General features: G+C 63.0%; 12 protein-coding genes. 3 read left to right on the top strand and 9 right to left on the bottom strand.

Annotated features, from left to right (window positions below; genetic code table 11):
* Positions 1–66 precede the first annotated feature (66 nt).
* Both NKH60_RS01630 and NKH60_RS01635 read left to right on the top strand, forming a co-directional pair.
* Positions 67–1,242 carry a CaiB/BaiF CoA transferase family protein gene (locus NKH60_RS01630; protein WP_352571797.1) on the top strand — a complete coding sequence of 392 codons (1,176 nt, stop codon included), beginning with the start codon at positions 67–69 and terminating at the stop codon, positions 1,240–1,242.
* Positions 1,239–2,888, top strand: a complete 1,650-nt coding sequence (locus NKH60_RS01635; RefSeq protein ID WP_352870931.1) for a thiamine pyrophosphate-binding protein — start codon at positions 1,239–1,241, stop codon at positions 2,886–2,888. Before NKH60_RS01630 ends, NKH60_RS01635 begins: the two co-directional genes overlap by 4 nt.
* A 40-nt stretch (positions 2,889–2,928) precedes the next feature.
* On the opposite strand, the gene NKH60_RS01640 is transcribed toward NKH60_RS01635, so the two are convergent.
* The 5 genes from NKH60_RS01640 to NKH60_RS01660 all read right to left on the bottom strand — a co-directional run bounded on the left by NKH60_RS01640 (position 2,929) and on the right by NKH60_RS01660 (position 7,783).
* Positions 2,929–3,372, bottom strand: coding sequence for a CHRD domain-containing protein (locus tag NKH60_RS01640; protein WP_352471512.1), 444 nt, complete (start codon positions 3,370–3,372; stop codon positions 2,929–2,931).
* 147 nt (positions 3,373–3,519) lie between these two features.
* Positions 3,520–4,491: an ABC transporter substrate-binding protein gene (locus tag NKH60_RS01645; RefSeq protein ID WP_352471510.1), complete on the bottom strand. Its 972-nt coding sequence runs from the start codon at positions 4,489–4,491 to the stop codon at positions 3,520–3,522.
* Positions 4,492–4,531: 40 nt separating this feature from the next.
* Positions 4,532–5,668 (bottom strand): ABC transporter permease, encoded by a 1,137-nt coding sequence (locus NKH60_RS01650; RefSeq protein ID WP_352501093.1) that lies wholly within the window; start codon positions 5,666–5,668, stop codon positions 4,532–4,534.
* On the bottom strand, positions 5,665–6,543 hold the full coding sequence (locus NKH60_RS01655) for an ABC transporter permease (RefSeq protein WP_352831244.1): 879 nt from the start codon (positions 6,541–6,543) through the stop codon (positions 5,665–5,667). The genes NKH60_RS01650 and NKH60_RS01655 overlap by 4 nt, the downstream gene beginning before the upstream one ends.
* 448 nt (positions 6,544–6,991) lie before the next feature.
* Entirely contained in the window at positions 6,992–7,783 is a 792-nt protein-coding gene (locus NKH60_RS01660; RefSeq protein ID WP_352453396.1) for an ABC transporter ATP-binding protein, read from the bottom strand.
* Positions 7,784–7,944: 161 nt separating this feature from the next.
* Here NKH60_RS01660 and NKH60_RS01665 point away from each other — a divergent pair, with 161 nt between their 5' ends.
* Positions 7,945–8,349 carry a cupin domain-containing protein gene (locus NKH60_RS01665; RefSeq protein WP_352831246.1) on the top strand — a complete coding sequence of 135 codons (405 nt, stop codon included), beginning with the start codon at positions 7,945–7,947 and terminating at the stop codon, positions 8,347–8,349.
* A gap of 35 nt (positions 8,350–8,384) precedes the next feature.
* On the opposite strand, the gene NKH60_RS01670 is transcribed toward NKH60_RS01665, so the two are convergent.
* From NKH60_RS01670 to NKH60_RS01685, 4 genes are read right to left on the bottom strand one after another with little or no spacing between them, the layout of a single operon-like run.
* Positions 8,385–8,726, bottom strand: coding sequence for a hypothetical protein (locus tag NKH60_RS01670; RefSeq protein WP_352820340.1), 342 nt, complete (start codon positions 8,724–8,726; stop codon positions 8,385–8,387).
* 29 nt (positions 8,727–8,755) lie between these two features.
* Positions 8,756–10,207, bottom strand: a complete 1,452-nt coding sequence (hydA, locus tag NKH60_RS01675) for a dihydropyrimidinase (protein ID WP_352621211.1) — start codon at positions 10,205–10,207, stop codon at positions 8,756–8,758.
* 58 nt (positions 10,208–10,265) lie between these two features.
* Complete coding sequence (locus NKH60_RS01680) at positions 10,266–11,516, bottom strand: Zn-dependent hydrolase (RefSeq protein ID WP_352831250.1); 1,251 nt, start codon at positions 11,514–11,516, stop codon at positions 10,266–10,268.
* A 3-nt stretch (positions 11,517–11,519) separates the two neighbouring features.
* Positions 11,520–11,939, bottom strand: coding sequence for an endonuclease domain-containing protein (locus NKH60_RS01685; protein WP_352831251.1), 420 nt, complete (start codon positions 11,937–11,939; stop codon positions 11,520–11,522).
* Positions 11,940–12,124 lie beyond the last annotated feature (185 nt).

The following is a 12,124-nucleotide window of genomic DNA, read 5'->3' on the forward strand; positions in this document are numbered from 1 at the left end:
GCAAGGGCCGTGACAGCGGCGCGCGGGATTGATAGAGGCTGCGCTTTCGATCAACCACGGTGATCCATGACTGAGCCTCCGCTCAAAGGCATCCGCGTCATCGAACTCGCACGCATCCTCGCCGGGCCATGGGCCGGACAGCTGCTTGCCGACCTCGGCGCCGACGTGATCAAGGTCGAGAGCCCGGACGGCGGCGACGACACCCGCAAATGGGGACCGCCCTTCGTCATCGGCCATGACGGCGAGAACCTTTCGGCCGCTTATTACCATTCCTGCAACCGCGGCAAGCGCTCCATCGCCATCGACTTCTCGACGCCCGAGGGTGCCGAGACGGTGCGCCGGCTGGTCGCGACATCGGATGTGCTGATCGAAAACTTCAAAGTCGGCGGACTGAAGAAATACGGCCTCGACTATGACAGCCTGAGGAAAATCAACTCGCGGCTGATCTATTGCTCGATCACCGGTTTTGGCCAGTCGGGACCGTATGCGCCGCGTGCCGGCTATGATTTCATCATCCAGGGCATGGCCGGCATGATGTCGATCACCGGCGAAGCCGGCCGCGAACCGCAAAAGGCGGGCGTCGCTATTTCAGATGTTTTCACCGGGCTTTATTCGGTCATCGCCATCCAGGCGGCGCTTCGCCATGCCGAGAAGACCGGCGAAGGCCAGCATATCGACATGGCGCTCTACGACACCCAGATCTCGACGCTCGGCAACCAGAACCTCAACTATCTCGTCTCCGGACAGTCGCCGGTGCAGATGGGCAATGCGCATATGAACATCGCGCCCTACGAAGTGGTGCCGGTGAAAAATGGCCACATCATCCTGGCGGTCGGCAATGATGGCCAGTTCGCAAAGTTCTGCGCTGCCGTCGGCCTCGATGAGCTGGCGTCGAACCCTGACTTCGCCACCAATCCCGCCCGCGTCGCCAACCGGGCAAAGCTGCGCGAGCATATGATCGAGGCGCTGAAAGCCTTCGATCGCGACCCGTTGCTGGCCAGACTTGAGACTGCCGGAGTGCCGGCCAGCCCGATCAACAACATCGGCCAGATGTTTGCCGACCCGCAGACCATCGCGCGCGGCATGCGGCTCGACCTCGATGACGGCCATGGCAATCTCTTGCCCTCGGTGCGGGCGCCGATGGTCATGTCCGGCACGCCGCTGGTCTATGAACGTCCGTCACCGCGTCTCGGCGAACACACCGAAGAAATCCTTGCCGAACTGGAGAGGTCAGGAAAATGAAGACCGGCGGACAACTCATCGTCGATGCGCTCGAAGCCAACGGAACGGACCGTATCTATTGCGTACCTGGCGAATCCTATCTGGCGGTGCTCGACGCGCTGCATGATTCACCGATCCGCACAATCGTCTGCCGCCAGGAGGGCGGTGCCGCAATGATGGCCGACTGCCACGGCCGCCTGACCGGCAGGCCCGGCATCTGCTTTGTCACCCGCGGCCCAGGCGCCACCAATGCCTCGGCCGGCATCCACATCGCGATGCAGGATTCGGTCCCCCTCATCCTGTTCATCGGCCAGGTCGCCAGCCACGCCAAGGGGCGCGAGGCCTTCCAGGAGGTCGACTACGTCAGGTTCTTCGGCGATATCGCCAAATGGGTGGTCGAGATCGACGACGCCGCACGCATACCCGAATTCGTCACACGCGCCTTTGCGGTGGCGACGTCCGGTCGCCCGGGCCCGGTCGTCATCTCGCTGCCCGAAGACATGCTGACCAGCCTCGCGGAGGCACCGGACGCCCGGCATTATACCCCTGTCGAGACGCGGCCTGGCGAAGTCGAGCTCGACGCACTGGAACTGTTGCTCAACCAGGCAAAGCGGCCCTTCGTCATCCTCGGCGGTACGCGCTGGGACGCGCAGGCCGTTGCACGGATGCGGACGATAGCCGAAGCCTGGTCGCTGCCGGTCGGCTGCTCCTTCCGCCGCCAGATGCTGTTCGACCATCTCCACCCGAACTATGCCGGCGATGTCGGCATCGGCATCAATCCCAAGGTAGCAACCGCCATCAAGCAGGCCGACCTTGTACTGCTGATCGGCGGCCGCATGGGCGAGATGCCGTCATCCGACTACACGCTGCTGAAGAGTCCCTACCCCGACCAGACGCTGGTCCATATCCATGCCGACGCCGGCGAACTCGGCCGCGTCTACCGGCCGGCGCTGGCGATCAATGCCTCGCCTGCCGCTTTCGTCGAAGCCTTTGCCGGACGCAAGCCGGCCGCAACACCGGTGTGGGCGGCTGAGGCAGCGAAGCTGCACGCCGCCTATCTCGACTGGTCGACGCCTCCGGAGAGCGGCCCCGGCGCCGTCCAGATGGGGCCGATCATGAATTATCTCGAAACGATGCTGCCGGACGACGCCATCCTCACCAATGGCGCCGGCAACTACGCCACCTGGGTGCATCGCTACCATCGCTTCCGGCGTTTCGGCACGCAGGCAGCACCCACATCCGGCTCGATGGGCTACGGCACGCCGGCGGCGGTCGCCGCCAAGCAGCTTTTCCCCGACCGCGACGTGATCGCCTTCGCCGGCGACGGCTGTTTCCTGATGAACGGCCAGGAATTCGCCACCGCCGTGCAATACGGGCTGCCGATCATCGTCATCGTCGTCAACAATGGCATCTACGGCACCATCCGCATGCATCAGGAGCGCGAATATCCCGGCCGTGTCGTCGCCACGGACTTGAAGAATCCCGACTTTTCTGCTTTGGCTCGTGCCTATGGCGGCCATGGCGAGACGGTGGAAAAGACCGCCGACTTCGCGGCGGCCTTCGAGCGAGCGCGGGCCAGCGGCAAGCCGTCGATCGTAGAGATCCGGCTCGACCCTGAAGCCATCACGCCGACCCGCACGATGTCCCAGATTCGCGACAAGGCCTGACAAAACAGGATGATTGCCCTGTTTTGTCGTCGTGATCTGCCTATTTGGCCTTCTCGATCTGGCCGCGGATCTCGCCGTCCGCATGGGCCGCGGTGTGGATGTTGACGTAATATTTGCCAGCCTCAAGATCGGTGGCCTGGGCATCGGTCAATGTCGCCGAACCCTTGATCGGGCTCTTCAGCTTGCCTTCGAACGGCACCACCGGATCGGCGTTTTGACCCTTTGCCGCCGGGCCGTGAATGTGTGCGGCCTTCGCCGGCCCGCTGAGGCCGGAATATCTCACGGTCCAGCTGAGTTTCTTGGTGGCGGTGTTGAACCTGAGCGTGGCGGTGCCCTTGCCCTTCGTGGTGACGGGCGGGTTCTGCTGAGCACCATCGAGCGTCGCCGTCATCTTCATGGTTTCGGCCAAGGCCGGTGAAGCAGAGAAGATGGCTGCAGAAATGGCCAGCGCCGAAAGCATCGGCGTGAAGGACTGGATGCGCATGGAAACCTCCGTTGTGACACCCTTGAGGCGGATGCACCGGCACAACGATTTTGCGAGCGGATGTTTCCGCCGGTAACGTTTATTTTACCTCCCACTAAAAAGGGGCGGTCGCCCGCCCCTTTTCCGCTACAAGCCAGTTTGACAGCCCTATTTGATGGCCTTGTCGGTGATCGCCGTCGTGTAGGCGCCGGTAGGCTCCTTGCTGATGATCTTCTGGTCGAGCAGCGCCTTGGCGGTGCGCTCGTAGGTCGCCGGATCGAGCTTGCCATCGGCATTGTCGATCAGCTTGGCGACTTCGCCCATCATGCGCTTTTGGTGATTCTCGTCCTGGCCGCCATTGTCCATGACGATGCCGGCCGCTTCGTCGGAATGGTCGACGGCGTATTTCCAACCCTTCATCGAAGCGCGCACGAAACGCACCATCTTGTCCTCGAAGGCCGGATCCTTGAGCTTGTCCTCCAGGGCATAGAGCCCGTCTTCGAGCAGATCGTTGCCCATGGCGGAATAGTTGAAGACGGTCAGCTCTTCCGGCTTATAGCCGGCGTCGATGAGCTGCCAGTACTCGTTATAGGTCATGACCGAAATGCAATCCGCCTGCTTCTGGATCAGCGGCTGCACGTCAAAGCTCTGCTTGAGCACGGTGACGCCGTCCGGCCCGCCATCGGTCTTGAGGCCAAGCTTGTTCATCCAGGCATAGAACGGATACTCGTTGCCGAAGAACCAGACGCCGAGCGTGTGGCCCTTGAAGTCGGCTTCCGTCTTGACCGGCCCGTCCTTCGGGCAGACCAGCTCCATGCCGGCCTTCTTGAATGGCTGGGCGATGTTGACCAGCGGCACGCCCTTCTCGCGCGCAGCCAGCGCACCGCCCATCCAATCGACGATGACGTCGGCGCCGCCGCCGGCGATGACCTGCTCGGGCGCAATGTCCGGGCCGCCGGGCTTGATGTCGACGTCGAGGCCCTCGGCTTCATAGAAGCCCTTGGCCTTGGCGACATAATAGCCGGCGAACTGTGCCTGGGTGACCCATTTCAGCTGCAGCGTCACCTTGTCCGCGGCCATCGCCTGGAACGCGGCAAGCGACATCGCGCCGGCCAGCATCGAAACAACAAGTCTTTTCATGTTTTTACCCTCTGAAGTTAGCGCCCTAAACCCACCGCCCCTATCCACCACGGACAGAGGGATGCCAAAACGTGACTGCTCTCTCGAAAAGAGCGACCACGCCATAAAAGACCGAACCCGCAAGTGCTGCAACTGCGATTTCCGCCCACACCATGTCGATGTTCATCCGCCCGACTTCCGTCGAAATGCGGAATCCCATGCCGACCACCGGCGTGCCGAAGAACTCGGCGACGATGGCGCCGATCAGCGCCAGCGTCGAATTGATCTTCAACGCATTGAAGATGAAGGGTGCCGCCGCCGGCAGCCGCAGCTTGAACAGCGTCTGCCAGTAGCTCGAGGCATAGGTGCGCATCAGGTCGCGCTCCATATGGCCGGAGGCGGCAAGCCCGGCGACGGTGTTCACCAGCATCGGGAAGAAGGTCATGATGATGACCACCGCTGCCTTCGACTGCCAGTCGAAGCCGAACCACATGACCATGATCGGCGCGACGCCGATGATCGGCAGCGCCGACACCATATTGCCGATCGGCAAAAGCCCGCGCCGCAGGAACGGCACGCGGTCGGCGGCGATGGCAACGAGGAAGCCGGCGCTGCTCCCCACCACATAGCCGAAGATAACAGCCTTGAAGATGGTCTGCCTGACATCGGCCCCCAGCACCGGCAACGAGCCGACGATGCGTGCACCGATGGCGCTTGGCGGCGGCAACAGGATGAAGGGAATGCCGGCACCACGCGTCACCGCCTCCCAGATGATCAGGATCCAGGCGCCGAAGATGGCCGGAATGATCAGGCGCAGGGCGGTTGACGCCCAGCGCGACGTCGGGCGAAACGACGACAAGACCGTTACGCAGCGCCAGGCCAAAAACCACGCCGCGACGAGCAGCAGATAGAAGGATGCGCGAGCGCTGCCCTCATTGCCGGTTATGCCGGCGAGCAGCATCCACGCTGCGCCATGCGCGCCAAGGAACAGCAACACCACCCCGATCATCGGTGGAAAGTTGTCGGCCTCGATTGCCACGAGCAGCAAAATGAAAATCAAAACCGCAGTTGCCATGCCGTAACCGGGCGTAGCGCTGACGAGCGGCCAAAGAAGCAGCGCGCCGGCAAGCAGGACAAGCGCTGCATACCCCTGCCAGGATCGAGGCGTGATTGAGGAAAGGCTCAGGATGGAGCTCATGCCGGCCTCCCGCCCATGGCGCGGTCGACAAGGCGCCCGGCGATGCCGACGACCATCACCAGCAGCGCCGCGACCACCGACCCGGCAACCAGAGCCGACCAGATGTCGATGGTCTGGCTGTAGTAGGCGCCGGCGAGCAATTTGGCGCCGATGCCGGCGACGGCGCCGGTCGGCAACTCGCCGACGATGGCGCCGACCAGGCTGGCGGCCACCGCCACCTTCATCGAGGTAAACAGGAACGGCACCGAAGCCGGCACCCGCAATTTCCAGAAGGTCTGCGAGGCACTGGCATTATAGGTGTGCATCAGGTCGAGATGGGTAAGCTCGGGCGAGCGCAGTCCCTTCACCATGCCGACTGCCACCGGAAAGAACGACAGATAGGTCGAGATCAGCGCCTTCGGGATAAGCCCGGTGATGCCGACCGCCGCCAGCACGACGATGATCATCGGCGCCACCGCCAGGATCGGAATGGTCTGCGAGGCGATGATCCACGGCATCAGACTGCGGTCGAGCGTCGCCACATGGACGATGCCGACGGCGATGACGATGCCGAGCGCCGTGCCGAAAGCAAAGCCGAGCAGCGTTGACGACAGCGTCACCCAGGCATTGTAGACAAGGCTGCGGTTCGAGGTGATGCTGCGCAGAAAGGTGTTTTCGAAAAAATTCACCGCCACCTGATGCGGTGCCGGCAGCGTCGGCTTCGGCTGTACCAGCGTCTTGCCGATGAATTCCACAATACCCGGCGTCTGATTGGCGCGGCGGTCGAGATCGCGCTGGAACGGCGTGTTGAGGATGACGGCCATGACGTACCAGACGACGACAACGCCCAGGAGGATCGAGGTCACCGGAACGATCTTGTCGCGAAACGAGTCCATCTAGCAGGCCTCGCCGGGTAAGCGCCCTCCTCTCCCCAACGGGGAGAGGGTGACTGGAGCGAAGCGGAGGCCGGGTGAGGGTGACCGCGCTTTTGTCATCCTAGGGCGGAACCGCCGCGAAGCGGCGTGCGTATCGGGAGCGCCCCACCACGCTTTCGTCATCCTAGGGCGAAGCAAGGAGCGAAGCGACGCGGCGCAGACCCTAGGATCCATGCCATTATCTTCCCGCTCCGCAACGGTGCTGAAAATGGCTCCCTCCGCACCGCTCTGCGTAACGCTTATTCTCGACCGCTTGCGCGTTTCGCCCGACATCACGGCATGGATCCTAGGGTCTGCGCACGCCGCTTCGCGGCGGCTCCGCCCTAGGATGACGAAAGCACGGTTAGCGCGTCCCTCGCGAGGGCGATGCACCTCCTGCGTCGAACGCGCAAGCCCGTCGCGCGCGCCCTCAATCATCATAGCTGTGCCCTGCCCTCAGCCCGTCGCGCACGCGTGCCGCGATGGCCAGGAACTCCGGCGTCTCGCGGATATCGAGCGGTCGCTTTTTCGGCAGCGTCGATTCTATGACGTCGCTGACACGCCCCGGGCGCGGCGACATGACGACGATGCGCGTCGACAGATAGACCGCCTCAGGGATCGAATGGGTGACGAAGCAGATAGTCTTGTTGGTGCGCTCCCAAAGCTCCAGCAGCTGTTCGTTGAGGTGATCGCGCACGATCTCGTCCAGCGCGCCGAACGGCTCGTCCATCAACAAAAGATCGGCGTCGAAGGCGAGCGCCCGCGCGATCGAGGCGCGCTGCTGCATGCCCCCCGAAAGCTGCCAGGGGTATTTCTTCTCGAAGCCGCTGAGGTTGACAAGGTCGAGGGTGCGCTTGATGCGCGCCGCCTGCTCCGCCCTGGACAGGCCCATGATCTCCAGCGGCAGTGCCACATTGCGCTCGATCGTGCGCCACGGATAAAGTGCGGCCGCCTGGAAGACATAGCCATAGGCGCGGCTCTGGCGCGCCTGCTCGGGCGTCATGCCGTTGACGGAGATGGCTCCCGATGTCGGCTTCTCCAGATCGGCGATGACGCGCAGCAAGGTCGTCTTGCCGCAGCCGGAGGGCCCGATGAAGGACACGAATTCCCCCTTGCCGATCGTCAGGTCGACATTCGACAGCGCCTGCACCGGACCATCATTGGTCTGGAAGGTCAGGCCAAGCTTGCTTGCCGAAACAACGGCTGGCGATACTCCCGTCATCGGCCGTAGCCTGTCGCTTCCGGCCACTGCGGCGCCGGCCGGAATCCCATTGATTTTACCCCGATGTTGCTTTCCACTCGCCCAGTCCTACTCGCCCCAGTTTTACGCGCCCCAGTTTTACACGCCCTTGTCCCATCAGATAGACGCCCGGAGTTGCCCCGATGTCGCCCAAACCGACTTGCCATCTTATCCGCCCTGAAAGCTCTTATGAAGGCAAGCAGGGCCTGAGTTATTTCGGCGGTATCGCCGCCGAAACAGTCGGCTCGTCCGGCATCTGCATGCATCTGCTGACCATGCCGCCGGGTGCCCGCGCCAAGGCGCATATGCACGAAAACCATGAAACCGCGATCTATGTGCTCTCCGGCGAAGTCCATACCTGGTATGGCGACCGGCTCGAACAGCATATCGTGGTCAAGGCCGGCGATCTTTTCTATATTCCCCCCGGCGTGCCGCATCTGCCGGCCAATCTGAGCGACGGCCCCGCCTCGGCGGTCATTGCCCGCACCGATCCCAACGAACAGGAAAGCGTCGTCCTGCTGCCGGAACTGGACGGGTTGGTCGCCTGACGCCGGCATCGAGGCAGCGGTCGTCATCGGCACCGTCACGAACATGATTTCAGCGGCCCTATCTCCTCAAGGCCGGGAATGGTCACGAAGAAACCGTCCCCTCCTCTGTTGATGACCTTGACGACATCCGTCGTCGTGCCCTCCTCGCCCTCGGCGAAACAGCTGGAGCTCAACAACAGGGTGCCAGGCGCCGTCGTCAATCGCTGTGCGAACTGGCAGCCGCTGCCATAGGTTTCGACGCCGTCGGCGGTCAGCACGACATAATCGTCGCTGTCCTGATAACCGAGCCGTACACCAGCGCAACCGACCTCATTGCCAAAGGAGCCGGCAAGGACGTCAGCCGCCGCCGGCCCGGCGGCAAGGATCACCGCGGCCATCGAGATAATCGCTCCGTGGCTCGCCAAGCTCAAACGCCCGTCGCCGGGATGCCCGTCCGTTCCACCTTGCGCGGCGCGGAAATCTCCTTCCACGTCGACAGCGCCCGGTTGACCGCCGCGTTCGGCTCGCGAGCGACGAACTCGCCATGGCCGGGCTTCGCCTTGACCTCGTTTTCCTCGATCGACAGTTCGCCGCGCGAGAAGACGAAGCGCGGCAGGCCGGTTACCTCAAAACCTTCGAAGACATTGTAGTCGATCACCGACTGCTGCTTCTTGGCCGTGATCTTCTTCTTGCGCTTCGGGTCCCATACGATGATGTCGGCGTCCGCGCCTTCGACGATGGCGCCCTTCTTCGGGTACATGTTGAGGATCTTGGCGATGTTGGTCGAGGTCACCGCGACGAACTCGTTCATCGTCAGCCGGCCGGTCTTGACGCCGGTCGTCCACAGCACCGGCAAACGATCCTCGAGCCCGCCCGTGCCGTTCGGGATCTTGGTGAAGTCGCCGACGCCGTTGCGCTTCTGTTTGGTGGTGAAGGCACAATGGTCGGTCGCCACCACTTGCAGCGACCCGGCCTGCAGGCCGGCCCACAGCGAATCCTGGTGCAGTTTGTTGCGGAAGGGCGGGCTCATCACCCGGCGCGCCGCATGGTCCCAGTCCTTGTTGAAATATTCGCTCTCGTCCAGCGTCAGGTGCTGGATCAGCGGCTCGCCGAATACCCGCATGCCTTTCTGGCGCGCCCGGCGGATGGCTTCGTGCGCCTGCTCGCAGGAGACATGCACGACATAGAGCGGCACACCGGCCATGTCGGCGATCATGATGGCGCGGTTGGTCGCCTCGCCTTCGACTTCAGGCGGGCGCGAATAGGCGTGCCCCTCCGGGCCGCTGTTGCCCGCCGCCAGCAGCTTCTGCGACAGCGCCGCCACCACGTCGCCATTCTCGGCATGGACCAGCGGCAGCGCGCCAAGATCGGCACAGCGCTGGAACGACGAATAGAGCTCGTCGTCATCGACCATCAGCGCGCCCTTGTAGGCCATGAAATGCTTGAACGAGGTAATGCCCCTGTCGACGACGGTGGCCATCTCGTCGAACACCTGCTTGCCCCACCAGGTGATCGCCATGTGGAAGGAATAGTCACAGGACGCCTTCGAAGTCTTGTTGTCCCACATCTGCAGGGCCTCGAGCAGCGATTGCTGCGGCGCCGGCAGGCAGAAATCGACGACCATCGTCGTGCCGCCGGCAAGGGCCGCGCGGGTACCGGATTCAAAGTCGTCGGCCGAATAGGTGCCCATGAACGGCATTTCGAGATGGGTATGCGGGTCGATGCCGCCCGGCATCACATAGCAGCCGCTGGCGTCGAACTCATGGTCGCCATGCAAATCCGAGCCGATGCCGATGATCTTGCCGTGCTTGAACAGCACGTCGGCCTTCCACGTGCGGTCGGCGGTGACGATGGTGCCATTCTTGATGACTTTGGACATTTTCTTGTTCCCTTATTCTCTTCGCGCTTCTTGTGAGCGGCGTTGCGAGGCTATCCCATCATTCGACAATGACCGCCGTGTCCACCACCGCATGGAACAGCACGTCGGCGCCGGCCGCTGCCCATTCCTTGGTGATTTCCTCGGCCTCGTTGTGGCTGAGACCGTCGACGCAGGGGCACATCACCATTGCGGTGGGTGCGACGCGGTTGATCCAGCAAGCGTCATGGCCGGCGCCCGAGACGATATTGCGATGCGTATACCCCAGGCGCTCCGCCGCATCCCGCACAGCCTTGACGCAGCCCGGATCGAAAGTGACCGGATCGAAATGGCCGACCTGCTCGATTTGATATTGGATGTCGAGCGCTTCGCAGATCGTGTCGATGCCTTCGCGGATGCGCCCGTCCATGGCGTCGAGCACTTCCTTTTCCGGCGAGCGGATGTCGATGGTGAAGACGGTGCGGCCGGCGATGATGTTGCGCGAGTTCGGATAGACCTCCATATGGCCGACCGCGCCGACGGCGTCGGGTTGGTAGTCCATGGCGATCTCGTGCACCAGTTCGATCACCCGCGCCATGCCGAGCCCGGCATTGCGCCGCTTCGGCATCGGCGTCGAGCCGGTGTGCGCCTCCTTGCCGGTCAGCGTCACCTGCAGCCATTTCAACCCTTGCCCATGGGTGACGACACCGATGTCGATGCCCTCGTCCTCGAGGATCGGGCCCTGCTCGATATGCAATTCGAAGAAGGCGTGGATCTTGCGCTCACCGACTTTCTCGGTGCCCTTCCAGCCGATCCGTTCGAGCTCCTCGCCGAATTTCTTGCCGTCCTTGTCGACATGTGAATAGACGTCGGCCTGGTCGAGCACGCCGGCGAACACCCCGGACGCCATCATCGCCGGCGCAAAGCGGGCGCCTTCCTCGTTGGTCCAGTTGGTGACGACGATCGGGTGCTTAGTCTTGATGCCGAGATCGTTGAGCGAGCGCACGACCTCCAGGCCGCCGAGCACGCCGAGCACGCCGTCATAATTGCCGCCGGTCGGCTGGGTGTCGAGATGGCTGCCGACATAGACCGGCGGCAGGCTGGGGTCGGTGCCTTCGCGACGGGCAAACATCGTACCCATCTCGTCGACGCCCATTTCGAGCCCCGCCTCATCGCACCAGCGCTTGAACAGATGCCGCCCTTCGCCGTCCTCGTCAGTAACAGTCTGGCGATTATTGCCGCCGGCAATGCCGGGGCCGATCTTCGCCATCTCCATTATCGAATCCCACAAACGGTCTGAATTGATCCGCAGATTCTCGCCGGGGGCGGCCATATTCTAAAACCTCATTGGTTGCGGCACGCCAGCGTCCCCCTCCCCCTCGAGGGGAGGGTGGCCGCGAAGCGGTCGGGTGGGGTCGGCTGACATGCGCGCGACCTTCTCCTTGACCACCTGTGCGACATGCCAAGCGCTGTTTATGACATCGGGCTCATCGACGCGAAAGATATCGAACCCGAGCGACCGCAGATAGGCATCACGGACGGCGTCGTGCCGTTTGCCCTTCTCCTGTTCGTGCAGATCACCATCGACTTCAACGACCAGCTTTACCGCAAGGCAGGCAAAGTCAACGATATAAGGCCCGATCGGACACTGGCGCCGGAATTTCATCCCGGCCGATTTCAATTCGCGCAGTTCATACCAAAGCAGCGATTCGCCTTTGGTCGCATGAACTCGAAGCGCGCACGCCTTCTGGCGCATTTCGAAGCTCACGCGGGTCCGGGGCATCACAGGCACCTATGCGGCCGAAGGTCAGGCTGGCGCGCTGCCGCGCCGACCCCACCCGGCCGCTTCGCGGCCACCCTCCCCTCAAGGGGGAGGGAAAGCTGCAGCGCGTTCCTCAATCCACCGCCCTCAGCACTTCGCGCACGTGGTCGATCAATTCG

It is taken from the genome of Mesorhizobium sp. M1006 (assembly GCF_040318825.1).
GTDB lineage: Bacteria > Pseudomonadota > Alphaproteobacteria > Rhizobiales > Rhizobiaceae > Mesorhizobium.